The sequence below is a fragment of the Kitasatospora dryopteridis genome (assembly GCF_050749075.1).
Taxonomy (GTDB): domain Bacteria; phylum Actinomycetota; class Actinomycetes; order Streptomycetales; family Streptomycetaceae; genus Kitasatospora.
On record NZ_CP192749.1, the window covers coordinates 7,126,865 to 7,150,356 of the forward strand.

At 73.2% G+C, this 23,492-nt stretch carries 22 protein-coding genes and 3 pseudogenes; 9 read left to right on the forward strand and 16 right to left on the reverse strand.

Features of this window, described 5'->3' with window-relative positions; translation table 11 throughout:
* Positions 1-32 precede the first annotated feature (32 nt).
* Positions 33-395: a hypothetical protein gene (locus tag ACQ614_RS32260; RefSeq protein WP_431682523.1), complete on the reverse strand. Its 363-nt coding sequence runs from the start codon at positions 393-395 to the stop codon at positions 33-35.
* A 344-nt stretch (positions 396-739) separates the two neighbouring features.
* Positions 740-1,126 carry a hypothetical protein gene (locus tag ACQ614_RS32265; protein WP_431684136.1) on the reverse strand — a complete coding sequence of 129 codons (387 nt, stop codon included), beginning with the start codon at positions 1,124-1,126 and terminating at the stop codon, positions 740-742.
* Here ACQ614_RS32265 and ACQ614_RS32270 point away from each other — a divergent pair.
* A pseudogene (locus ACQ614_RS32270) lies at positions 1,106-1,216 on the forward strand (hypothetical protein); the annotation flags it as partial. The gene ACQ614_RS32265 and the pseudogene ACQ614_RS32270 overlap by 21 nt on opposite strands.
* A gap of 87 nt (positions 1,217-1,303) precedes the next feature.
* Here ACQ614_RS32270 and ACQ614_RS32275 read toward each other — a convergent pair.
* The 10 genes and pseudogenes from ACQ614_RS32275 to ACQ614_RS32320 all read right to left on the reverse strand — a co-directional run bounded on the left by ACQ614_RS32275 (position 1,304) and on the right by ACQ614_RS32320 (position 14,078).
* A complete protein-coding gene (locus ACQ614_RS32275; protein ID WP_431684137.1) occupies positions 1,304-1,666 on the reverse strand; it encodes a hypothetical protein in 363 nt (120 codons plus the stop codon).
* 370 nt (positions 1,667-2,036) lie between these two features.
* Positions 2,037-2,618, reverse strand: a complete 582-nt coding sequence (locus ACQ614_RS32280) for an expansin EXLX1 family cellulose-binding protein (RefSeq protein WP_431682524.1) — start codon at positions 2,616-2,618, stop codon at positions 2,037-2,039.
* 530 nt (positions 2,619-3,148) lie between these two features.
* A pseudogene (locus ACQ614_RS32285) lies at positions 3,149-5,742 on the reverse strand (RICIN domain-containing protein).
* A 741-nt stretch (positions 5,743-6,483) separates the two neighbouring features.
* A pseudogene (locus tag ACQ614_RS32290) lies at positions 6,484-6,579 on the reverse strand (exodeoxyribonuclease III); the annotation flags it as partial.
* Positions 6,580-6,727: 148 nt separating this feature from the next.
* Positions 6,728-8,005, reverse strand: a complete 1,278-nt coding sequence (locus tag ACQ614_RS32295) for a M14 family zinc carboxypeptidase (protein WP_431682525.1) — start codon at positions 8,003-8,005, stop codon at positions 6,728-6,730.
* A 3-nt stretch (positions 8,006-8,008) separates the two neighbouring features.
* Positions 8,009-8,275, reverse strand: a complete 267-nt coding sequence (locus tag ACQ614_RS32300) for a hypothetical protein (RefSeq protein WP_431682527.1) — start codon at positions 8,273-8,275, stop codon at positions 8,009-8,011.
* 674 nt (positions 8,276-8,949) lie between these two features.
* Complete coding sequence (locus ACQ614_RS32305; RefSeq protein WP_431682528.1) at positions 8,950-11,085, reverse strand: SpoIIE family protein phosphatase; 2,136 nt, start codon at positions 11,083-11,085, stop codon at positions 8,950-8,952.
* A 391-nt stretch (positions 11,086-11,476) separates the two neighbouring features.
* Positions 11,477-11,998, reverse strand: a complete 522-nt coding sequence (locus tag ACQ614_RS32310; RefSeq protein ID WP_431682529.1) for a nucleoside-triphosphatase — start codon at positions 11,996-11,998, stop codon at positions 11,477-11,479.
* Between the two features lie 127 nt (positions 11,999-12,125).
* Positions 12,126-13,253, reverse strand: a complete 1,128-nt coding sequence (locus ACQ614_RS32315; RefSeq protein WP_431682530.1) for a CapA family protein — start codon at positions 13,251-13,253, stop codon at positions 12,126-12,128.
* Positions 13,254-13,262: 9 nt separating this feature from the next.
* Positions 13,263-14,078, reverse strand: coding sequence for an HAD-IIA family hydrolase (locus ACQ614_RS32320; RefSeq protein WP_431682531.1), 816 nt, complete (start codon positions 14,076-14,078; stop codon positions 13,263-13,265).
* Positions 14,079-14,166: 88 nt separating this feature from the next.
* Here ACQ614_RS32320 and ACQ614_RS32325 point away from each other — a divergent pair, with 88 nt between their 5' ends.
* Positions 14,167-14,610, forward strand: coding sequence for an archease (locus ACQ614_RS32325; RefSeq protein WP_431682533.1), 444 nt, complete (start codon positions 14,167-14,169; stop codon positions 14,608-14,610).
* An 82-nt stretch (positions 14,611-14,692) separates the two neighbouring features.
* Positions 14,693-16,117 carry an RtcB family protein gene (locus ACQ614_RS32330; RefSeq protein WP_431682534.1) on the forward strand — a complete coding sequence of 475 codons (1,425 nt, stop codon included), beginning with the start codon at positions 14,693-14,695 and terminating at the stop codon, positions 16,115-16,117.
* A gap of 144 nt (positions 16,118-16,261) precedes the next feature.
* Here the strand turns inward: ACQ614_RS32330 and ACQ614_RS32335 are convergent, their stop codons facing one another.
* On the reverse strand, positions 16,262-17,065 hold the full coding sequence (locus tag ACQ614_RS32335; RefSeq protein ID WP_431682536.1) for an exodeoxyribonuclease III: 804 nt from the start codon (positions 17,063-17,065) through the stop codon (positions 16,262-16,264).
* A 254-nt stretch (positions 17,066-17,319) separates the two neighbouring features.
* Between ACQ614_RS32335 and ACQ614_RS32340 the strand changes: the two genes are divergently transcribed.
* Positions 17,320-18,096 carry a GntR family transcriptional regulator gene (locus ACQ614_RS32340; RefSeq protein WP_363497950.1) on the forward strand — a complete coding sequence of 259 codons (777 nt, stop codon included), beginning with the start codon at positions 17,320-17,322 and terminating at the stop codon, positions 18,094-18,096.
* 75 nt (positions 18,097-18,171) lie between these two features.
* Here ACQ614_RS32340 and ACQ614_RS32345 read toward each other — a convergent pair whose 3' ends face one another.
* Together ACQ614_RS32345 and ACQ614_RS32350 are read right to left on the reverse strand one after the other, a co-directional pair.
* Positions 18,172-19,332 (reverse strand): ROK family protein, encoded by a 1,161-nt coding sequence (locus ACQ614_RS32345; protein WP_431682537.1) that lies wholly within the window; start codon positions 19,330-19,332, stop codon positions 18,172-18,174.
* A gap of 254 nt (positions 19,333-19,586) precedes the next feature.
* Positions 19,587-20,294, reverse strand: a complete 708-nt coding sequence (locus tag ACQ614_RS32350; protein WP_431682539.1) for a class I SAM-dependent methyltransferase — start codon at positions 20,292-20,294, stop codon at positions 19,587-19,589.
* A gap of 134 nt (positions 20,295-20,428) precedes the next feature.
* On the opposite strand from ACQ614_RS32350, the gene ACQ614_RS32355 reads away from it, so the two are divergent.
* Positions 20,429-20,854 carry a GNAT family N-acetyltransferase gene (locus tag ACQ614_RS32355; protein WP_431682541.1) on the forward strand — a complete coding sequence of 142 codons (426 nt, stop codon included), beginning with the start codon at positions 20,429-20,431 and terminating at the stop codon, positions 20,852-20,854.
* Positions 20,855-20,873: 19 nt separating this feature from the next.
* Here ACQ614_RS32355 and ACQ614_RS32360 read toward each other — a convergent pair whose 3' ends face one another.
* The gene (locus tag ACQ614_RS32360; protein ID WP_431684090.1) at positions 20,874-21,356 is read right to left on the reverse strand and encodes a helix-turn-helix domain-containing protein; all 483 of its coding nucleotides are present in this window, start codon (positions 21,354-21,356) and stop codon (positions 20,874-20,876) included.
* Positions 21,357-21,546: 190 nt separating this feature from the next.
* On the opposite strand from ACQ614_RS32360, the gene ACQ614_RS32365 reads away from it, so the two are divergent.
* From ACQ614_RS32365 to ACQ614_RS32380, 4 genes are all read left to right on the forward strand, one after another.
* Complete coding sequence (locus ACQ614_RS32365) at positions 21,547-22,260, forward strand: AzlC family ABC transporter permease (protein WP_431682542.1); 714 nt, start codon at positions 21,547-21,549, stop codon at positions 22,258-22,260.
* Positions 22,260-22,568 carry an AzlD domain-containing protein gene (locus ACQ614_RS32370; protein WP_431682544.1) on the forward strand — a complete coding sequence of 103 codons (309 nt, stop codon included), beginning with the start codon at positions 22,260-22,262 and terminating at the stop codon, positions 22,566-22,568. Before ACQ614_RS32365 ends, ACQ614_RS32370 begins: the two co-directional genes overlap by 1 nt.
* Before the next feature lie 66 nt (positions 22,569-22,634).
* Positions 22,635-22,955, forward strand: coding sequence for an ArsR/SmtB family transcription factor (locus tag ACQ614_RS32375; RefSeq protein WP_431682546.1), 321 nt, complete (start codon positions 22,635-22,637; stop codon positions 22,953-22,955).
* Positions 22,952-23,473: an SRPBCC domain-containing protein gene (locus tag ACQ614_RS32380; RefSeq protein ID WP_431682547.1), complete on the forward strand. Its 522-nt coding sequence runs from the start codon at positions 22,952-22,954 to the stop codon at positions 23,471-23,473. Before ACQ614_RS32375 ends, ACQ614_RS32380 begins: the two co-directional genes overlap by 4 nt.
* Positions 23,474-23,492 lie beyond the last annotated feature (19 nt).

Sequence of the window (23,492 nt, forward strand, 5' to 3'; positions counted from 1 at the left end):
CTCCGCTACTCAGTCGGAGAATTGACTGATCATCATAAATTGTTCGGGAGCCGGGAGGTGACCACGTGGGGGATGGCGCCGGTGGCCATCAGCCCGATGCCGAGGACACCGAGGGCGCTGCCGAACAGTGCCGGTGCGGGACGGCCGGACCGGAGGCTGCGGTACAGGGTGAGACGGAGGGGGACCCACAGGGCCAGGGCGGCGAGGTACAGGCCGTTCTCGACGGTGCGGACCCACCGGATCTGCGGGAACCGGTCGATCGGTCCGGCGAGGCCGGCGGGTTCGGGCCCGGCGAGGCCGATCACCAGGCCGAAGACGAGGATGAGCAGCACGCCGCCGCCGGCACCGGCCAGGCCGCCCCATCGCAGGATGCTCGTGTCCGTTGTTCTGACCATGGGCTCAGCATGGCCCGGGGTGCCGGGCCGCGGCCTCGGTCCTCGGTCGGCAACCGGCCGACCGAGGAAGGCTTCTGGCACCTACTTTGGTCGGATGCGGGCCGGACGGGCGGGTGCCTGTAGTCCGGTCATGACCGAGCCGGTGGCCGAGTTCGTTCCCGATGGCGTGCGCTCCCGTCGACCCGGACGGGACCGGGCGTTCGACGCGCTCGCCTTCCTTCTGGCCGCCGGGTTCACGGCTGCCACGTACCTCGACGGCCACGGTTCGGGTGCGCCCCTGACGGTGGACCTGGTTCTGGGGGCGCTCAGTTGCGCCGGGGCGTGGTGGCGCCGACGCCAGCCGGTCAGCTTTTGCCGCGGTCACCGGTCTGTTCAGCGTCTACTCGACGGCCGCGTCCGGGGTGGCGTTGATCGCGCTGTTCACGGTCTCGGCCCACCGGCGGTTCCTCACGGCAGGGGTGGTCGCGGCCGGGTTCGGACTGGCGTCGCTGCTCACGCCGTTGGCCCGGCCGGACCTGCCCGTGCCGTCCTGGCCGCTGGCCTTGCTCGGACTCGCGTGCGTGGCGGTCGTGCTGGCTTCGGGAACACTGGTCCGGTTCCGGCGGCGCCTCGCCGAGGCCGCCGCGGAGGAGGCGCGGCGGGCCGCGGAGGAGGAGCAGCGGCGGCTGGCGCAGGCCCGGCAGGCCGAACGTGACCGGATCGCCCGCGAGATGCACGATGTGCTCGCCCACCGGATCTCCCTGCTGAGCCTGCACGCCTGGGCACTGGAGTTCCGCCCCGACGCGCCCGCCGCCGACGTCGCCCGGGCCGCCGGGGTGATCAGGAAGAGCGCCCACCAGGCACTCGAGGACCTCCGCGAGGTGATCGGCGTGCTGCGGGCCGGACCCGGGGAGGAACCCCCCGACCCCTCAGCGTGCCGGGGCGAAACCTCCTCGGAGGGTGACGGAGCTGCCGGCGGTCCGGGCGTCGACACGGTAGCTGTCGCCGGCCGCGACGCGGGCGCCCGTGGCGTGGTTGAACTGAGCGGCGAACTCGTGCTGCCCGGCGGGTACGGTACGGCCCGGCTTGAGGACCCAGCGGTAGACCAGCGAGCCGCCGGACTCCTGGACGGTGACCGCGAAGTCGTCGGCCGGCAGGGGCCGCCAGGTGCCGGTGTCGTGCACCCCACCGGTCTGCGCGACCCGCAGCTCCACCGTGAGCGAGGTGAGCGGCCGGGCGGCCCCGAGAACCAGGTTGCTCTGGCCCCAGTAGACCGTGCTGTGCGCGTCCACCGAACCCTCGGTCCACAGCGGACCGTTCTGGACACGCCCGACTGCCGGCGGACTCGGGCGCGGTCCGCCCGCCGTGGCGCTCGGCGCCGGACCGGTGGCCGTGGAGGCGTAGACGGGGCGTCCGCGGCGATGTCGTCGGCCGCGTCCGGCTCACCGGTCAGCAGGTAGGCGAGTCGGACCAGTTCGGCATGGTGGCGTTCGAAGAAGTCGTGGAACCCCGCGGACGCGTCCTCGGGGCGCATCTCCCCCGGTCGCCCTCTCCCCGCGATGCGTGCGTTGACAACCGGCCCGAACCCGACAGCGCCCGTCACCGCGACCGAACGGTCGCCGCCTGCGGCGGCGTGACCGTGGCGGTGGGTGGATGCCACGATCAGTGCCGGGCGAACTGGACCCGAGTGGGTTGGGCGACATCCGGTCTCACCGCGAGGCCGTCCACGGTCAGCCGCTCGCCGTAGATGTCCGTGATCCTGATCGAGGAGCCGCAGCCGTTGCCGTCGGCGGCGAGGAAGTAGTTGTAGTCGGTACGCGGCAGCTGCCGCCAGCCGCCGGCGGTCCGCACCTCCAGGGCGGCGACCGGATTCCGGTGACCGATCACCTGGATGCCGCACCAGTAGCGGCTGGACCCGGTCTTGTACCGGACGGAGAGCGTGGCCGGTGCGGCGGCGGGGCTCAGCAGGCTCCAGGTGATCGGCAGCCGGCCGACCTTCAGATCGGCGAGCTTGGCGAACGCCTGCTGGCTGAGGTCGAGCTGCCCCGGAGCGCAGGGCAGCGGGCACTCGTTGACGATCCGCACCGTGATCGAGGCCCCGTTGGCGGCCCGGACCAGTACGTACGCGCCGCACGCCCGGGAGGACTCGTAGTCGGTGTGGTTCATCGCCGCGATCATCATGTCGGCGGACGGACCGTACAGGCAGGCACCGTTGCCGTCGGCGGCTTCGTACGCGGTCGCCACGCCCTGATAACCGACGGCGGGGCGGATTCGCCCCGCCGCAGGTGCCGCGGGGGGAGTTGCGGACGCGGAACGCGGGCTACCCGAGGCCGGGACCGGGGCCGATGCCGGGACAGTCGGGGAGGCGGCGGCGGAGACGGCGGCAGAGGCCGACGGCTGCGCCGAGGCGGTCGGCGCGCCGGCCGCCGGCCCGGCGGGGCCGGAACCCGCCGGATCGCCCGCCGGGGCCCCTGCCACGGCCGCGCCGGCCGGCCGGCCGGTGTCGGCGCCGCTCCCGGGAAGCAGCGCGACGGCCAGGCAGGCCAGCGCTCCCACTGCGGTCAACACCAGCGGAATGCCGACGGCTCGTCCGCGGTTCCGCGCGCGCCGCTCCCGCGGAGCGCCGTGCTTCGTTGTGCTCATGCTCGTCCGATCGGTAGATCACGTCGCTGTTGCACATCCCAGTGGCCGCCGACGGCGAAAAGGTTGCCGTCGCGTGCGGACTCTCCCGCGACGGGAGCGGGGCGGCCGTCCGGGGCCGCCCCGCCCCGGGCTCAGGACTGGTCGCCGTACACCACGCCGCGGCCGTAGCCGCCCAGGTACACCCGGCCGTAGACGTCGGGGTCGCCGGAGACGACGTTGATGACGCTCCCGCCGAACCGGTGCTGGTCGTCGTTGATCCGGACCCAGGTCGAGCCGCCGTCGGTGGAGCGGAACAGGCCGATGACGCCCCTCACCTTCCCGTTCAGGTAGACAGCCTGGTAGCCGGCGCCGGGCGCCGGCTTGCCGAAGCCGACGGCGCCCGCCTGCTCCACGCCGTCGAGCTTGCGGAAGCTCGCCCCACCGTCGGTGGAGTGCCGGAGCCCGTTGCCCCCGCCGGCGATCCACAGGTCACCGGCGACGCCCGGAACCGCCTTGAGCTGCCCGTCGCCCAGTCCGGTGGCCCGGGCGGTGAAATGCTTCCCGCCGTCGGTGCTGGCGTACAGGGTGCCGCCGCTGAGGGCGTAGAAGGTGCCCGCCGCCGAACGGTCGGCCACCACGGCCGCGTCCTTCGGCAGGCCGGAGACCGCAGCCCAGGACGCGCCGCGGTTGGTCGAGAGGAACGGAGCCCGGCCCGCGGGGGTCCACACCACGGTGCCGCCGTCCGCCGAAACGGCCGCGGAGCCGCCGCCCGCATCGCCCACCGGAGCCGCGGCGAAGGGAGTCCAGCCGGCTCCGCCGTCGGTCGAGTAGGCGCCGTGCTGCGCGCCACCGAGGCCGACCCGCACCATGAACTCCGGCTTGCCCTGGGCGAAGTCGATGCCGGTGGTGTTGGTGAACAGCGGACCGCTCAGCGCCTTGGCGGGGACCTTGGTCAGGTCGTCGTGCCGGAATCCGCTGACGTCGCCGAGCGCGCTGATCAGCGGGAGGCCGGGCGGCTTGACCAGCCCGAGCGTCGCGGTCTCCTCCAGGCCCTTGGCCGGAATGGTCCAGTGCGTCGGACGCCCGCCGTCCGCCGCGGTCACGTCGTTGCTTCCCCACATGCCGAGCCGGTGCCGTACAGCACATGTCCCGAGTCGAACGGGTCGATCGCCAGCGCGCCCATCCAGTGCCCGATCCCCGTACCCACGTACGGCGCTGCGGAGCTGTCCCGCTCCGAGCTCGCGCCGAGCGCCTTCCAGGTGGCGCCGCCGTCGGTCGAGCGGTACAGCTCGTCGGAGGGCCACCAGCGGTCCAGCGTGGTGACCATCACCGTGGCGGGGTGCTGCGGGTCCACCGCCAAGCCGGCGAAGCCGTAACTGCCGCTGGACGGCGAGACGTTCTTCCACGCCCCGGTGGACGGCGTGTACTTCCACACCGAACCGCCCGTCACCCCGTTGGGGCCCGGGGCGTTGGTGTACGTCAGGTAGAACGAGCCGTCGCCGGACAGCACACCGTGCTGCGGCAACTGCCCCGTCGGCTGGCCGGGGACGGCCTGCCAGGTGGCGCCGCCGTCGGTGGAGCGGTACAGCGAGGTCGACCTGTCGGCCACCCCGACGTAGATCGTCTTGCTGCCGGACGGGCCGAAGGTCACGAAGGACAGGCCGACTCCGCTGCTCGCACCGCCCTTGACGGGGAAGCTGCCGACCTGGCTCCAGGTGGCGCCGTAGTCGCTGCTGCGCCACAGGCCGTTCTTGCGGGTTCCCAGGTAGAGCGTGCGGTTGTCGGACGGGTCCACCACCAGCCGCTCGCCCATGGACCGGCCGTCCTCGTTGCCGCCCAGCTTGAACGGCAGGTCGGTGCGCTGGAACGTCCGGCCCTGGTCGGTGGAGCGGAGGATCGCGCCGTTGCCCGCCCAGTCGTTGGTGTAGGTGCCGCTGGCGAGGTACAGCCGGTTCGGGTCGACCGGGTCGGTCGCCAGGCTCTCGATGCCCAGCAGGTTCCAGTCGGTGCCACCGATCCAGTCGGTCAGCGAGGTCCACCGTTCGGCGGCGGCGTCCCAGCGGTACGCTCCGCCGATGTCGGTCCGGGCGTACAGCAGGCCCTTGCGGGCGGGGTTGAAGACCAGTCCGGTGACGAACCCGCCGCCGACGATCTGCGCGTTGTGCCAGGTGTACCCGCCCGTGCCGGACACCTTCACCAGCCGCCACCTCTGGTTGGTGCTGCCCCGGTCGGCGTACTGGACGAGGGGCACGCCCTCGGCACTGCCGCCGCCCCACACATCCAGCACCATGCCGCTGTTGCGGGAGACGAACTTCACCGCGCCGTCGCCGACGTCCTGCATCCGCCACTGCTGGGCGGCGGAGGCGTGGTCGGTCTGCTGCTCGACGGCGGCGGCGGACTGCGAGGAGTCACCGCGCACCCCGAGGACCTTGTGGCTGCTGCGGTTCTCCAGCTCGTAGTAGCCGTCCCCCGCCAGCCGCAGCCGCCACTGCTGGTTCGCGGCACCGGCCACGCGGTTCATCTGCCGTATCCAGGCGCCGTCGGCCGCGTCCGCACCGGGCACGTCCAGTGCCTTGTCGCTGCGGACGGACACCAGCGTGTAGTAGGCGTCGGGATCCACCGACGCGGCCTTCGAATCGGCCTGCACGAACAGCAGGTAGGGGCCGAGCACACCGGGCACGCCCAGCGCCAGGCCCAGCGTGGTCCAGCGCCGACGGTGACGCCCGCGGGTGCGCCGGGACGCCACCGGCCGCCCGGGTGCGCCGGTCGCGGCCGTCCGCCGTGGGATCCGTCTCGTTCATGGGGCTACTCCTTGCTTCGGTCCGCCGCCCCGCACCCTCCCGGTCGGGCGGTGCGCGGTAGCGGTCGGCGGTGGGATCGAGCGACCCGTGGGGTGTGTTCCGCCCTGCTGTCGCCCGTCAGTTGCCGTCGGTGCGCAAGAGGTTGTCGCCCGCCCGGAAGAATTTCGGCCGAGGTGTGCGCAGCGTCCCCGACGCCCTCCGTGCGGAGCCGGTGCGGCGGTCACGGAGGAGAAGGAGTCGGTCGTGGGTGCGGCCGCGATCGCCGAGATCAGCGAGGAGGCCCCGTACATCGGCACCACCCGCAGGTCGCCGCGGATGCCGGTCGGCCTGGACGCCCCGGGATCGCCGCCGACCGCGTAGACCTGCCGCCCCGCGAACAGCACCAGCGGCACGGGTACTCGGGCGAGGTGGCTCCGACCGACGCCGCCAGCGGTCTGCTCGCCGGTCGACGATGCGTCATCGCCCCCCGGAGCATCAAGACCTCCACCGATGTCCCTGCGACAGAGGGTGACCGTGCTGTCCCGGACGGCTCGCAGTTCGGCCCGGTCGGCTCGGACCGCCGCCGGCTCGGACCGCTGGTGAGCCGGCGCGCGCAGGGCCGCGGTCCTGTCGGGGTGCCGGGAGCCGAGGTTCGACCTGGCCGCCGATCTGCCGAACTGCCCACCTCGGTGGCCTGGTTGTCCGCGATCGAAGACCGCCGTGACGGGCGCGTGGTCGGACCAGCGCTCGGCGTGGGAGGCGGCGCGCTCGACGTACGCCTCGACGCACCTGGCCGCGATTCCCTGACTGACCGTCAGACAGTCGATCCCCCGGCGGAACGAACGCTTTCCAAAAGAGGTGCACTCGTTCGAGCGTGCGCGGCCCGAGGCGGCGCCGGCCCGGGAGCCGGCGGCCGGTCCTGTATCAGTTCCGGATCCGGCAACTCGGCTCTCAGGCGGCGAAGTTGCAGAGGGCCATGAGTGCCGCATGCACCTCCCGTTCGATCTTGGCGTAGTGTCCGGGCGGGCTGTCGTAGTCGGGGTGGAACCCGGACTCCTCCTCGTGCCCGGTCTCGATGGTGAAGGCGAAGACCGGTGCCCTGGTCGGGTCGTCGAACTGCCGGCGGAAGGCGTAGTCGTCGGTGGTGCCTGTGACCGGTCCGCCCAGCGGGTGGTACAGCGAGGCGCTCTGGCCGACGTCGTAGGTGGAGTGGGCGCGCTGGGGTTTCGCGGTGCTGACGGTCGGGTCCACGCCGGCGCTGCGCAGGATGGCGTCGCGCATCTCACCGGCGATGGTGACGAGGGTCTTGCGCACGAAGTGCGGCGGGGTGTTGCTGACGAACTCCTGATAGTCGGGGCGGTCCGGCGGCAGGCCCGGGCTGCCCGGGCGGAGGCCGTCCCGCTTGCCCGTCCAGGTGGGAGAGGAGAAGTTCATGGACGGGTCGCTGCCGTTGTCCTCGATGCCCCAACAGAGCAGGACCTTGCGGCCGAACTGGTGGACGTCGACGAAGTACGTGGCCCTGGCGTCGTCGATGAGCCACTGCACGTTGGCGGTCTCCGGTTCGGAGGCCGCGGCCGGTCCCCGGTAGGTCTCCGCCCTGCTGTCCGTGGAGGCGGGGCCGTTCCGGTAGAAGGACAGGTAGACCCCCATGTCGTAGTAGTCCTCGAACCTCCAGGCGATGTCGTGGTTGCGGTTGATGTCCACTCCGACCCTGGCCGGGTTGGGGTGGGACCGCCGGTTCTTGCGCCAGCCGGCACCGATCGGGTCGGACGGCGGGTTCAGCTGGTCGAACAGCCGGCCGTCGGGGTTGATCAGCGGCGCGACGTAGAGGTCGACGCCGTTCAGGATCCGCTCCACCTCGACGGCCGGGATGGTGAACGGAGGGTAGTTCACCGTCGGCCCGGCCGGCAGCGGCCGACAGGACGTCGCGGGGAAGACGACGTCGGCGCCGGTGGTGCGGCTCACCAGGAGGTTCTGCGCGAAGTGGACCAGCGCGTCCGGCGGCGCGGACTCGCGTGCGTGGACGCCACCGGTCAGCACCACAGCCGGACGGCCGTCCTGCGGTGCGTTCGCGATGCGGATGAAGTGGATCTCCCGGTTCTCGACGCTGCGGTTCGGGAACTCACCGAGCGTGCACAGGGCGGGGAACGTGGCCGCGAGGTCGGCGAGTGCCGCCTCGATCTGGGCCGGTGTCTGCGGCACGGTCGGCGTGGCGTAGGGCGGGGGCATCGTTCACACCTCCCCGCGCTCGGTGCGCCCCTGGCCGATCACGGCCGACATCCGGGCGTGGTGCTCGTCGACGCCCTCCGAGGAGAGCAGCACCGTCACCTGCGCACCCTGCGCAACCGCCGCCTCGACCGCCTGGTCGGACGCGTACGCCGCGACCTTGTACCGGTAGTCGGAACGGGTCTCCAGGCTCGAACGCACCAGGTGGAGCTCCGGAATGTCCTGCACGGCACGCAGGACCTCCTCGGAGCCTTCGATCTGAACCAGGCTCACGACACTCACCACCTTGCCGGCGGCCCCGCTCGACGGATGCGGTGCGTGAGCGCGGGGCCGGGACTGCCCGCCGCGTCCGGCGGCGCCTCCGGGCCCGGCCGACCGGAGCTCCGGGTACACAGAGTCACCGCTGGCCCGCATCAGGCCGGGTGACGGACGGTGACAATTCCGGAACACCAGAGCCGGGGTTCCCGCCGTCGGGCGCGGGGAACCCACGCACTCTTTCAGCCTGGCACACCGGGCCCCGGACGCAAACCGCCGGCGGCAGTCCGTGGGGCACGGGCGGCGTCCGGTCCGAAGGCTCGCCCGATGCGCGGCCGGGCCGCCCGTGTCGGCGTGAACCGGACCGGCCTGGCGGGAAGCCCCCGTTCGCGAGGGGGAGTCACGTCAGCTCGCCGTCCTTCCGGCGGTGTGCCACGGCGCGAAGGCGTCCGTCAGGCCCGCGAGGGCCGTCCGTAGCTCAGGGTGGTGGCGCATGCCTTCCGACTGCGGCGAGGACGTCCGCGTCGTTCGGCCCGGTCGGTGCCGAACCCCTCGGCCGCGTCACGGTGGCCGTTCGAGCTTCAGCGGGTCGAGGCGGACGTGGTCGTACCCGCCCATCAGCTGCTCGGGCCGAGCCGTCGGCGGCCACGTGGATTGACGAGTGGCCGCACATGTGAACTGCCAGCAGATGGTCAACTCGCCAGCGGGAATTCGCACCAGACGTTCTTTCCGCTGCCGAGCGGCTCCACGCCCCAGCTCCCGCTGAGGGCGTCCACCAGCAGCAGGCCGCGGCCGGAGGTGGCGGTCTCGCCGGGGGCCCGGCGGCGCGGCAGGACGCTGGAGCGGTCCTGGATCTCCAGGCGAATACAGGGGGTGGTCCCGGCCCGTAGTTCTATGGTGAGCAGTGCGCCCCCGTCGGTGTGGACCAGGGCGTTGGTGATCAGTTCGTCCGCAGTGAGTTCGACGTCGGACAGGAGGTCGGTCGCACCCCACGCGGCCAGGGCCTGGCGGAGCATCGCCCGGGTCTCCGCCAGCCCTTCCGGATCTGCCTGGTGGACGTGTTGGGTCATCTGCCGGGTGACGTAGGCGCCGGGTTCGGCTGTGCGGTGCAGCAGCAGGAGCGCCACGTCGTCGCTGCTGCCGAGGCGGCTCGGGTGGCCGCCGCAGAGGTGGTCGGCGAGCGCCTCGGTGCCGAGCGGGCCGGCGCGCATGGCGGCGGCGAGCGCTTCGATGCCGTCCGCGATGTCCCGACCGGGGTGTTCGACCATGCCGTCGGTGCACAGAAGCAGGGTGTCCGCGGGGTTGAGGTCGAGACGGGTCTCGGGGTAGCCGTCCTGGCCGAAGACCGTGGCCACGCCGAGCGGCAGGCCACCGCGGACGCTGGCCCAGCCGGTACGGCCGGTGCTGTGCCGCACGAGTGGTTCTAGGTGGCCGGCCCGCACCATGCGCAGAGTTCCGGTCTCCAGGTCGGCGTCGACGTAGATACACGTCGCGGACCGCTCGGTGTCGAGATCGGCGAGGAACCTGGACGCGCGGGCCATGACCGTGGCGGGAGTGTGCCCCTCGGTGGCGTAGGCCCGCAGAGCGATCCTCAACTGACCCATGATGGCGGCCGCGTGGCTGTCATGCCCCTCCACGTCGCCGACCACGAGACCCACCCGCCGACCCGGCAGAGGGATGACGTCGTACCAGTCCCCGCCCACCTCGCGTCCGCTGCGGCCGGCGCGGTAGCGGACGGCCACCTCACCGCCGTTGATCTCGGGGATGCGGCGCGGCAGCATGGTGGTCTGGAGCGTGGTCGCGAATTCGCGTTCCTGGTCGAAGAGCATGGCGCGTTGCAGGGACTGCGCGACAGCGCTGCTGAGCGCGATGCAGATGTTGCGGTCCTCGGTGCTGAAGTGGTGCCTGTCCCGGTAGAACAGGCCCAGCGCGCCGATGGTGCGGGCCTGGGCGACAAGGGGCAGGAAGGCCGCCGCCTCGATCCCCATCTCCTCGGCATAGGGCAGCAGGCGGGGGTAGCGGGTGGTGAGCTCCTCCCTGGTGCCGACGAATCGCGCGCGCCGGGTGAGCACGGCCTCGGACAGCGGCAGCCCGTCCTCCAAGTGGGTCAGCGACAGGTCGTCCTGGGCCCTGAGCTCAGCCGACGGTTGCTCGGTCACGGCGACGAGGCGCATGACGTCCCCGTCCACCAGCCCGAGGGCCAGCCCGTCCGCCCCGAAGCGTCGCAGCCCTTCGCTGTCGGTCAGCACGTTGGTCACGTCGCGGACGGTGATGGCGCGGGCGAGGGCTTCGGTGGTGGCGCGCACGGAGTCGGTCTGGCGGCGCCGGTCGGCGGCGAGCGTCCGCATCCCCTCGGCGTGGGCCAGCTCCTCCTCGGCGTTGCGGACGATGCCGACGATGCGGTACGGGTGCGCCTGCGGGTCGCGCAGGATGCGTCCCTGCGTGTGGGTCCAGCGCAGGGTTCCGTCGCGGCAGACCAGGCGGAAATAGGACGCGAAGGTCAGGTGCCCCTCCCGCAGCGCGAGCGACACGGCGTTTTCGAGCCGCTCGCTGTCCGTCGGCAGCACCCTGGCGGAGAGTGACGCGGGCACCCCGTCGAACTCGTCGGCCCGTAGGTCGAACACTTCCAGGCCCACGTCGTCGAGGTGGTAGGTGCCCTTGTCGAGGTCCCAGTCGAAGCTGCCCATGCCGTTGAGCGCCAGCCGGTCGTTGGCCGCAGTCGGCTCGGTGTCACCGGGGGAGCCCGACGACGGCGAAGGAGCGCGGGCGGACACGGGGAGGGCGGTCTCGGGGTCGTAGCCGTCCGGAGACCTGGACGTGTTCGCCATGGCAGGGCTCCCGTCCGATCGATGGCCCGCTGCCGGATCATCCGCGACAGGCTTGCCATCGCCGTGCGGTCACGGAGAGGGGCGTACATGTGCGACAACGAGGCGCACGAGTGCTCCGCCGCCCGCGCCGGGTCCGTTCCTGGAACGCTTGGTCAGTCTATCCACGGGGCGACGGCTCGGCATCGATGCGTGAGCCGTGGTTCAGGCCTTCGTGCCGGTCCTCCGGGCGAACGGCAGGGCGAGGAAGAACCATGACGGCGGTGCCGGCTCCGCGGGCCGTTGCGAGCCCTCGCGCGCCCACCGGCGGCACCGCTCGACGCCCCGGCCCGCCGGTCGTCGCGTCGTCGGAGGATCGCGGCGCCGGCCCGGCCCCGGTGGGGCACGGCGCCGCTCACCGTCCCTCCAGCCGCGTTGCCAGCAGCTCCGGGAGGACGTCCCGGTTCGCCCGGGTCAGCTGGATCAGCTCGACGTCGGTACGGCGCTTGAGGACGTCGGTGAAGGGGCCGTGCTGTGCGTGCACGGTGGCGACCACGTCCACGTCGGCCGCGAACACGGCCCGGACGGCGTTCCGGAACGGGGAGTACGCCAGTTCCATCCGTCCGAGCTCGTCGATGAGCACGAGCGTGCCGGGCTCCAGAGGCGTCGCGAGCGAGGGCACCGCGAGCCGTTCCATCACTCCGATGTCGACGCCGTACCGCCCGACCCGCAAAGGCCCCGGCAACCCGACCCGGGCGAGCACACCTCTCCGGCCCGTCAGCGTCTCCAACGCGAAACCGACCCGGGCGCCGCCCTCGCGGATCTCCTCCGTGGTGAAGCCGACGGCCTCCCGGGTGCGCAGCAGCGCCGCCAGCCGGCGGATCGCGGTCGTCTTCCCGCTGCCGGGGCGCCCCTCCAGCAGAATCCTCGTGGGCATCACGTGCTCGGATCGGTCGTCGGCGTTCAGCCCCTACTAGCCAGCCTCCCACCGGGGAGGGCGGCGGCGGGGCGTGGATCCGCTCGCGGGAGTCGCGGGAACGGGAAGACCTCGGGAAGGCCTCCCCTCACGCCTGCTTCCCCCGCGCGGCCAGGAGCGCCAGCATGCCGTTCGGCCCGGAACCCACGCGTACGCCGAAGCCGCGGCTGACCCGGTCGAGCGTGTCGCGCAGGTGCCGAGAGTCCTCGGAGGAGGCGTGCTCCAGCCGCATCCGGCGAGCCTGTGCGGGTGCCATGTGCACACCGACCAGCTCCCCGCTGTCGGGCTCCACCGAGACGAAGTACAGCAGCCGCAGGTCGTCCCGGTACTGCTCGTGGCCGGCGATGCCCTCGTAGTCGTCGATGAAGTCGCCGCACCCGTAGAGGATCAGCCGTCCGCGGTAGAGCTCGATGGGACGGGGATGGTGCGAGGAGTGCCCGTGCACCACGTCGACACCGCCGTCGATCAGTGTGTGCGCGAAGCGCACCTGTTCCCGGGAGACGTGGTAGCCCCAGTTGGAACCCCAGTGGACCGAGGCGACCACGATGTCGCACGGCCGCTTGACCCGCTGCACCCGGTCGACGATCTCGGCCGCGTCGGCGCTCGACGCCTCGGACACGACGTGGACGCCGGCCTGCTGCTCGGACGCGGCCCAGGTCCACGGAATCCCGCTGGACGCGGTGCCGAAGGCGAAGACCAGCACTCGGCGGCCGTCGTCGGCCTCGACGATCGCGGGCCGTCGGGCCTCGCCCGCGTCCCGCCCCGCTCCCACCGCCCGCAACCGCGCGCCTGCCAGAGCGGCCAGCGTCTCCCGGAGGCCGGGGACACCGAAGTCCAGCACGTGGTTGTTCGCCAGTACGCAGACGTCGGGCCGGGCCGCTGCCAGACAGGGAAGGTTCGCCGGATTCATCCGGTAGTGCACGTCCTTGCCCGGCGCGAAGTCGTCGCTCCGGGTGACACTCGTCTCCAGATTCAGCACCCGGACGTCGGGCGCGGCCCGGTCGAGCAGCGCCAGGGCCTCGCCCCAGGGCCACGCGAAGTCGACCGGGAAGGGAATCGGGCCGTTCACGGCCTCCGCCGACCCGACGTAGTCCCGCGCATCCCGCACGTACGGCTCCCGCAGCCCCGGAGCACCCGGGTGCGGCAGGATCTGGTCGACCCCGCGCCCGAGCATCACGTCCCCGCAGAGGAACAGCGTCACGACGTCGGCGTCCACGCTTCAACGCTAGGCCAACCGCGCCACCAGGACCGGCAGATCGGCGACGGAGTCGAGGACGTGGTCGGGGGTTCCGTCGGCGTCGCGGAGCGCACGGCCCTGGAACTTCCCGGTCTTCACGAGGACGCCGCTGATGCCGCAGCGCTGGGCGGCGAGCACGTCGGACTCGATGTCGTCGCCCACCATCAGGGTCCGGTCCGCCTCGACTCCCAGCCGGGTCAGCGCCCCGGTGAAGAACGCGGCAGCGGGTTTGCCGACCACCTCGGCCCGCTGACCCGAGGCCTGCTCCAGGCCGGACAGGAAGGCGCCGCCGTCGAGCTGCAGGCCACGGTCGGTGCGCCAGTACAGGTTGCGGTGCATGGCGACGAGGCGGGCGCCCCGCTGGAGGTGGCCGAACGCGCGGTTGAGGGCGCGATAGCCGAATTCGGGTCCGGCGCCGCCGACCAGGACGACGTCCACGTCCTCCCCCTCCGTGGCTTCGTCGTCCTCGGCCAGGGCCACCCCTGTGAGGTCCTCTCGGACGTCACCGCTGTTGAGCAGCAGGCAGCGGGCACCAGGATGGTGCTCCGCCAGGAAGGCCGCGGTGGCGCTGGGGGCGGTGAGGATGGACTCGGCCGAGACCGGGAAGCCCGCACCGGCGAGGGTCGTCGCGATCGACGCCCTGGTGCGCGAGGTCGTGTTGGTGAGGAGCAGGAAGGGCAGGCCCATCTCTCGGAGCCGTTCCAGCGCCTCGACGGCCCCGGGAAGCGGCTTCCAGGACACCGTGAGCACCCCGTCGATGTCGATCAGGGCCGCGCTGACGGTCGTCGTGGTGCGGTGCCGCATGGGCCGACCCTAGCGCCGGCCCGGCCGTGCGGCACGTTCCGGCTTCCCGGGCTACCGCCGGGCCCGTTTCGGGGGGAAGACTGGTGGTGTGAGTGGAGCACCGGGCGCAGCGCCCGGCGGCACCGGTCACCGGACCGTGCCGCACACCGGGGATCTGGCTGTCGAGGCATGGGCCCCGGAGCGGGAGGAGTGCGTCGCGGAGGCGGTGCGCGGGGCGGTCGGGGGCTTCGCGGAGATCCCGCCGGGGGCGGTGCGCACCGAGCGGGAGTACGAGCTGGCCGACGACACCGACGAGCGGCTGCTGGTCTCGGCGCTGGAGGAGATGATCTTCCGGGCGGAGACGGCCGGGGAACTGCCGGCCCGGGTGTCGGTCCGGCGCACGGGGGCGGGCGTGCGGATGCGACTGGCCATGGTGGACAGCGCCCTGGTCGAGCAGGTCGGCGCGGTGCCGAAGGCGGTGTCCCTGCACGGTCTGCGGATGACGAGAGAAACGGCGGGGGGCTGGCGGTGCCACGTGACGTTGGACGTCTGACCGGCGCGCGGCCCGGGCGTCGCGGCGGACGAGCGCCACCACGGCACATGAGCGTGACGGGGCCGAGGAGGCATCGGCTGACATGGACGTCCGACTGGTGGAGGAGACCCCCTGGCGCTACCGGATCGAGCGCAGCGGCGTGATGAGGGTGCCAGGGGTGATCTTCGCCCCGTACGGGCTGCTGCCGCTCGACGAGGGCGACCGCGCACTCGAACAGGTCGCGAACGTCGCCTCGCTGCCGGGTATCGTCCGGGCCTCGTACGCGATGCCCGACATCCACTGGGGCTACGGCTTCCCGATCGGCGGGGTGGCGGCCACGGAGGTCGCGGCCGGCGGCGTGGTGTCTCCGGGAGGGGTCGGATTCGACATCTCCTGCGGGGTCCGGCTGCTCACCAGCGAGCTCGACCGGGACACGGTGCGCGAGGTGCTGCCGGCGCTGATGGACCGGCTGGACCCGTTGATCCCGCGCGGCCTCGGGCGGGGCTGCCTGTGGCGGCCCGCCGGGCGCCGGCAACTGGCCGACCTGCTGCGCGGCGGCGCCCGCTACCTGGTGGACATGGGGCACGGGGTGCCGCGCGACCTCGACCGCTGCGAGGACGGCGGGGCGGTGGACGATGCGGACGTGACGCACGTCGGCGACCGCGCGCTGGAGCGCGGGGCGGGCCAGGTCGGGAGCCTGGGCTCGGCCAACCACTTCCTGGAGGTCCAGGCCGTCGACCGGATCTACGACGAAGCATGCGCCCGGGCTTTCGGTCTGCGCACCGATCAGGTCTGCGTGATGATCCACTGCGGCTCGCGCGGCCTGGGTCACCAGATCTGCACCGACCACGTCCGGCGGATGGAGGCCGTGATGCACCGCCGGGGGATCACCGTCCCCGACCGGCAGCTGGCGTGTGCCCCGGTGGACTCCCCGGAGGCCCGGGACTACATGGGGGCGATGGCCGCCGCGGCCAACTACGCCCGCGCCAACCGCCACCTGCTGGCCGACGCCGCCCGAGCGGTGTTCCGCGAGCACACCGGCTACGGGCTGGACCTGCTCTACGACGTGTCGCACAACCTGGCCAAGCTGGAACGCCAGGAGGTGGACGGAGAGCGCCGACTGCTCTGCGTCCATCGCAAGGGCGCCACCCGGGCTCTGCCGCCGGGTCACCCGGACCTGCCGGCAGACCTCGCCGGGGCAGGGCAGCCGGTCTTCGTCCCCGGCACCATGGGCACGGCGTCCTACGTCCTGGCGGGGGTGCCGGGGAACGAGGCGTTCGACTCCTCCTGCCACGGTGCGGGCCGGGTCTGGAGCCGACACCGCGCCCAGCGCGAGATCGACATCCGCCACCTGCGCGCCGAACTGGTCGCGGCCGGCGTGTCGGCCCGCCCGACCTCGTGGCGCAGTGCGACGGAGGAGGCCCCGGAGGCCTACAAGGACGTCGACGCCGTCGTCACCGCCAGTGAGCGCAACGGGCTCAGCCGCATCGTCGCCCGGCTGGTCCCGCTCGGGGTGCTGAAGGGATGACGGGCTGAAGGGATGACGGGCTGAAGGGTGCGCCGCACGCCGCCTCGACGACGAACGTGTCCACCGTCGCGCCGGCCTCCGGCGGACACGACGACTCTCCGAGGGGAACGCCCAGCGCGCCGCGGACGTGGTCCGGGAGGGCCGTCAGACTCCGTGGTCGTAGACCACGGTGACCGGGGCATGGTCGGACCAGCGCTCGCCGTGGGCGGCGGCGCGCTCGACGACGGCGTCGTTGGCGCGGGCGGCCAGGCCGGCGGAGGCGATGTGGTAGTCGATGCGCCAGCCGGAGTCGTTGTCGAAGGCGCGGCCGCGGTAGGACCACCAGGTGTAGGGGCCGGCCTGGCCGGGGTGGAGGACGCGGACGACGTCCACGTAGCCGACGTCGTCGAAGAGGCGGGTCATCCAGGCACGCTCCTCGGGCAGGAAGCCCGCGTTCTTCTGGTTGGCGCGCCAGTTCTTGAGGTCGTCCTCGCGGTGGGCGATGTTCCAGTCGCCGCAGACCAGCACCTCGCGCCCGTTCTCAGCGGCGCGGCGGCGCAGCGCGTCCAGGTGGACGAGGAACTCCGCCATGAAGCGTTCCTTCTCGTCCTGGCGCTCGGTGCCGACCTCGCCGGAGGGCAGGTAGAGGCTGGCGACGGTGAGGCCCGGGAGGTCGATCTCGGCGTACCGGCCGGAGCTGTCGAACTCGGTCGAGCCGAAGCCGATCGCGGTGCGCTCGGGCTCGCGGCGCGACAGCACGGCGACGCCGGCCCGGCCCTTGGCGGCAGCGGGCGCCCACACCGCGTGCCAGCCCTCCAGGTCACGGATTTCGGCCGGCAGCTGGTCCTGCTCGGCGCGGACCTCCTGGAGGCAGACGACGTCGGCCTTGGTGCCGGAGAGCCACTCGACGAGGCCCTTCTTGGCGGCTGCGCGGATGCCGTTGACGTTGACTGTTGAAACCACGATCACCCCCGGAGGGTACCGTCCGGCCCGCCGGATCGGTGATGTGGTCGCTTCCCGCTGTGGCGCAGGTCACGAACGATCGTTCACTGTCCGAACTCCGGTCGAGGTCGGTCATTGGTCTTGACCATCTCCTCCGCCACCCCCTAGGGTCGCTTACTGCAAAGACCTTTAATAAAGAAGGACGGATAAAGCCCACCCTCCCCACCTGCCGAAACCGGGCGGGGGTCGGGCGGCCCCACACCTTCAGGGCGGAGGACACGGTGGCGCAAGCAGGACAGCTCACGGCGGCTCCCGAGCCGAAGTACTGGCACCTGCGCACCGTCCTGGTGCGCACCATCGACTCGGAGTTCTCCGCCGGCCAGGTGCTGCCCAACGAGCGCGAGCTCGCCGCCCGCTTCGGCGTGGCCCGGGCCACGCTGCGTCAGGCCCTCGACCAGCTTGAGCTGGAAGGCCGGCTGGTCCGCCGCCGCGGCATCGGCACCGTGATCGCCGCCCCGCGGGTCGGCGTGCCGGTGAGCAGCAGCGAGGAGGGCTGGCCGAGCGCCTCGCGCAACCAGTCCTGGCGGATCGTCGACTGCACCAGCGCCCCCGCCTCCGCACGCCTGGCCGCCGACCTCGGCGTCCTGCCGGGCGAGACGGTGCACACCGTGCGCCGCCTGCGCCTGGTGCAGGGCCGCGTGATGGCCACCGAGTCGCTGCACGTGCCGGACTCGGCCGTCCCGCACCTGCCGGCCCTGCCGCAGCTGGTCGGCTCCGCCGAGGGCGAGCGCGCCCGCTCGGTGCTCCGTCAGCTGGAGCGCGCCGGCGTCGACGGCGAGTCCCGCACGGTCGAGCTGGGCGTCGCCGAGGCCGAGCAGGCCGCCCTGCTGGAGCGCCCGCCGGGCACCCCGGTGCTGGTGGTCACCACCGTGTACGCCTCCGCCGGCCGCCAGATCGCCCGCGCGGTGTGCACCTACCGGGCCGACACCTGCAAGCTCACCTTCGGCGAGGCCGGCGCGGTCGAGGTCACCCCGGTCGAGGCGGTCCGCTCCGCCTGACACCTCTTCGAAGCCGAAGCGCGGGCCCGTCCGACACCGGACGGGCCCGTCTGCTGTCGCCCGCCGGACGGCGGGTCAGCGCCCGCCCGCCCCCGGCGGGTCGACGGCGAACAGCTGCTCCTCGACGAGGTCCAGGGCCACCCGCAGCGCCCCGGTCGCGACGACCTCCGTGCCGAGCGCGGCCAGCGCCACCTCGGGCGCCCGCAGCGTGAACCGGCCGAGCCGCTCGCGCAGCGGCTCCAGCACGCCGTCCAGCCCGGCCGCCCAGCCGCCGACCACCACCAGCTGCGGGTCCAGGGCGAGGACGAGCGCCGCCACGTCGTGCACCAGCCGCCGCAGGAACCGGTCCATGGCGTCCCTGGCGACCTCGTCGCCCTCCCGGGCCAGCCGCAGCACCCGGGCCACGGCGGCCTCGTCCAGTGGGTCGAGCGGCTTGCCGGTGGTGGACAGCAGCCGCTCCGGGGTGGCCTCCTGGCCGAGCAGGTGGAGGGCGCCGATCTCGCCGGCCGCGCCGCCGTAGCCGCGGTGCAGCCGGCCGTTGATCAGCGAGCCCGCGCCGGGGCTGAGGCCGGCCATGACGAAGACGACGTCGCCCTTGCCGACCGCGGCGCCCTTCCAGTGCTCGGCGATGGCGGCGAGGTTGGCGTCGTTCTCGATGACGACGGGGCATTTGAACGAGCGGCGCAGCCGGGCGCCGAGGTCGAGCCCCGTCCAGCCGGGCATGGCGGTGCTGAGACGGACGGTGCCGTCGCCGTCGACGATGCCGGGGGTGCCGACGGCGACCGCCCACAGGTTGTCCCGGGAGACGCCGGTCTTGCGCAGCACCTCGGCGACGGTCGTCCGCATGACGCCGAGCCGCTCCTCCGCGTCGAGGGTCTCGTCGACGGGCTTGGCGTGGACGGCGAGGATCTCGCCGCTGAGGTCGGCGAGGACCACCCGGACGTCGTGCACGCCGATCTCGATGCCGAGCGCGTGCCCGGCCTCCGCGCGGAACCGGAACCAGCGGGCGGGCCGGCCGCGCCGTCCGCCGCCGTCCTGGCCGTGCTCGACCTCGGCGACCAGCCCGGACTCCATCAGCCCCTCGATGACGCCCTCGACGGTGGGCCGGGACAGCCCGGTGTCGCCGACGAGCTGCGTCAGGGTGACGGTCTGTCCGTCGCGCAGCGCCCGCAGGGTGACCGCCGCGTTGATCCGACGCAGCAGCGAGGAGTCGCCTCCGGTGAGCCGATCCGCCAAGTCGCTGCCCTTCCCGCGTTCGCGCGACAGCTCTGGCGCGCGGTGCCGAGTGCGCGGTGACCTCCGTCTGCCCCGCGAGAGTCGCCGCGGGGCAGCACGGCACATCGGTGTGCGCGCACCGCGCCCCGGGGCGTCAGCCGGATGGTACTCGGGCACCCCGCGCGCCGCGAGCGTTTCCGCAGCTCATCACGGCTTCGGTATCTAAACGGTACGAAGGCGGTGACGCTCGGGCACCGGAGCCCGCGAGGGCGGGCTCAGCCGGTGAGCCGCCAGACCACCGAGGTCTTCACCGGGGCGTCCTCCAGGTCGGCGACCACCGGCACCCGGTAGGAGGCGACCTCGGTGAAGTGCTCGCGCGGCAGGTACGCCCGGCCCGGGTCGCCGACCAGCACCAGGGCGCCGCGGGCACGGGCCCGCTGGAGGAACGGCAGCACGCGCAGCGCCATGGCCCGCTCGTAGAAGACGTCGCCGGCCAGCACCACCTCGGCCGGTGCGCCGTCGCCGTCCAGCAGGTCCGCGCAGTGCGCGGCGATCGGCACCCCGTTGGCCCGGGCGTTGAGCCCGATCGCGGCCACCGCGTACGGGTCGATCTCGGCGGCGGTGACACCGGCCGCACCGCGCAGGGCGCAGGCGATGCCGACCAGGCCGGAGCCGGACGCGAGGTCCAGCACGGAGCGGCCCGCGACGGACTCCGGGTGGTCGAGCACGTACCGGGCGACGGCCTGGCCGCCGGCCCAGGCGAAGCCCCAGAACGGCGGCGGCAGCCCGATCTCGCCCTTGGCGGACTCCGTCCGCTCCCACAGGCCGATCGCCTCCTCGGCCAGGTGCAGCCGCACCTCCGGCACGAAGGGGACGGCGCCGACCGCGGTCTGCGCGCGGACGAACTCCTCCGCCTCGGCGGGGTCGGCCGGGGCGGAGGCGGCGGGGTCTGCTGCGGGATCTGCGGTGGGTGCGGTCGGCACGGTGCTCCTCGCGGGGTGTCGCACAGGCGGGGGGTGGACCGAGCCTACGGGACGGGTGACGCGAGGTCAGCCCGGCCCGTCCCACCCTGTGGAATGTCCTGTCTGCCCGGAGCGTGCCTGTTAGACAGGGGCGCATGACCGAGATCGCGATCCGTACCGCACGCCCCGACGAGATCCCCGCCCTGCTCGCCTTCTGGTCCCGCGCCGCCGAGGGCGCCAGCATCACGGACGACGAGGCCGGGGTGGCCCGGCTGATCGAACGGGACCCGGAGGCGCTGCTGGTCGCCGAACTCGACGGGGTGCTCGCGGGCACGGTGGTCGCCGGGTTCGACGGCTGGCGCTGCCACCTCTACCGGCTGGCCGTGGACCCGGAGCTGCGCCGCCGCGGGGTCGGTGGCGCGCTGATCGAGGCGGCCGAGCGGAGGTTCGCCGGGCTGGGCGGCCGCCGGGTGGACGCGATGGTGCTGGAGCGCAACGCCCTCGGGCAGAGCGCCTGGTCGGGCGCCGGGTACCGGCGCGAGGAGCACTGGCGCCGCTGGGTGCGTCCGCTGACCGGCTGAGCCGCGCCCGCCCGGCCGGTCAGACGTGCTCCATGGTGAGCGTGGCCGTGGTGCCGGGCTCCAGCGCCTCGAAGACGTGCGGTGCGTCGCCGGGGTAGGAGATGTAGTCCCCCGGGCCGAGCTCGACCGGGGCGTCGGCGGGGCCGACCAGGGCCCTGCCGCTGCCGAGGACCACGTGCTCGACCGAGCCGGGCAGGTGCGGGTCGGAGAGCCGGGCCCCGCCGGGCCGGGCGTCGATCCGGTAGATGTCCCGGCGTGCGCCCGGCGGGCAGGAGGCGAGCAGGGTGGCCGCGTAGTCGGCGCGCTCGGAGTACGTGACCGGGCCCTCGCCCGCCCGGACGACCCGGATCTGCGGCCGCGGCGGGTCGACCAGGCGGCTGAACGGCACGTCGAGGGCGGCGCCGAGCGCCCACAGCGTCTCCACGCTCGGGTTGCCGGTGCCCGCCTCCAGCTGGGAGAGCGTGGACTTGGCGATGCCGGCCCGGCGGGCCAGCTCGGCCATCGAGAGACCGGCCCGCTCGCGCTCCCGGCGGATCGAGGTGGAGATCAGCGTGATCAGGTCCTGCGAGGACCGGTGGCCGCCGACCGCCGGCGTGTTGTCCGCGTCGTCCACGTGTTCGCTCCAGACTGCTGCCCGTTCGGCTTGACGAACGCCGAGGTTGCTGTTCATTCTACTGGACATGCGTTCGGCATTGCGAACACTCGATCGCGGCACGCTCCGCGACATCGCCCTGGTCTGTCTCGCCGACGCCCTCGTCGGCGCCTCCTTCGGCGCGATCGCCGTCTCCGGCGGCCTGCCGCCGTGGGTGCCGGTCGCCATGTCCGTACTGGTCTTCGCCGGCGGCTCGCAGTTCGCCGCGGTCGGCGTGGTGCTGGCCGGCGGCGGCCCGATCGCCGCCGTCGTCACCGGCCTCGTCCTCAACGCCCGGCTGCTGCCCTTCGGCTTCGCCGTCGCCGACGTGCTCGGCGGCCGGTGGCGCGACCGGCTGCTCGGCGCCCACGTGCTCACCGACGAGTCCACCGCCTTCACCCTCCAGCAGCGCGACCCGAAGGCCCGCCGCGCCGCCTACTGGGTCTGCGGCCTCGCCCTGTTCGCCGCCTGGAACATCGCCGTCCTGCTCGGCACCCTCGCCGGCGGCGCCATCGGCGACACCGACGCGCTCGGGCTGGACGCGGCCTTCCCCGCCGTCCTGCTCGCCCTGGTGCTGCCCTCGCTCACCGACCGCTCCGTCCGCAACCCGGCCCTGGCCGGTGCGGTGCTCGCGGTCGCCGCCACCCCCTTTCTGCCGCCCGGCCTGCCCGTACTGCTGGCGCTCGCCGCCCTCGTCCCGGCCGTCCGCACCGCACTGCGCCGCACACCCGCGCCCGCCGCCCGGGCCGCCGAACCCGCCGGGGAGGCCCGCTGATGCCGCTCTTCGCCGTCCTGCTGCTCGCCGCCGGCACGTACGCGTTCCGGCTGGCCGGCCCCGTCCTGCGCGACCGCCTGCACCTCTCCGAGGGGCTGGAGCGGCTGCTCTCCACCGCCACCGCGGTCCTGCTGATCGCCCTGGTGGTGACCGCCGCGCTCACCCAGGGGCAGGGCTTCGCAGGCTGGGCCCGCCCGGCCGGGGTGCTGGTCGCGGGCGTGCTGGTGCTGCGGCGGGCACCGTTCCCGCTGGTGGTGGTCGCGGCCGCGGCGACCACGGCGCTGCTGCGGCTGGGCGGCGTGTCCTGAGATTCCCGGCGGCGTGCCGGGCCCGAGCGGTGGACATGTGACCAAATGGTCACCTATTCTGGAGTCGTGCCCGATGACGACCAGGTGTTCAAGGCGCTCGCCGACCCGACCCGGCGCTTCCTCCTCGATCTGCTGTTCGCCCGCGACGGGCGGACACTCACCGAGCTGGAGTCCGAGCTGGAGATGTCGCGGTTCGGCGTCATGAAGCACCTGCGCGTCCTGGAGGACGCCGGGCTCGTCGTGACCCGCAAGTCGGGCCGCGAGAAGCTCCACTTCCTCAACCCCGTACCGATCCGGCTCATCCACGACCGCTGGATCGACAAGTACACCGAACGCCACGTGACCGCACTTGCCGCCCTGAAGGCAGAGTTGGAGAAGGACACATGAGCGGGACCCAGCCCGCGGCGACCACCCAGGTCTACCGCGTGTACATCAAGGCCGCCCCGGAGCAGGTCTGGGACGCCATCACCAAGCCCGAGTGGACCGACCGCTACGGCTACGGCGGCCTCACCGACTACGACCTCACGCCCGGCGCCCCCTACCGCACCCGCCCCAGCCAGGCGATGGTGGACGGTGCCGAGGCGGGCGGCTTCACCGTCCCCGACACCGTCATCGACGGCGAGGTGGTCGAGGCGGACCCGCCGCACAAGCTGGTCCTGACCTGGCGGATGCTCATGGACCCGCAGCTCGTCGCCGAGGGCTTCACCCGCCTCACCTACGAGCTGGTCGAGAAGAACGGATCCACCCGGCTCACCGTCACCCACGAACTGACCGGCGCCCCGCAGCTCGCCGCCCTGGTCAGCGGCGCCTTCGACGACGAGGAGATGGGCGGAGGCGGCGGCTGGGCCTGGGTCCTCAGCGACCTCAAGTCCCTCCTGGAGACGGGCAAGACGCTCGCCGAGTAGGACCAAGGGGCGCGGGAAC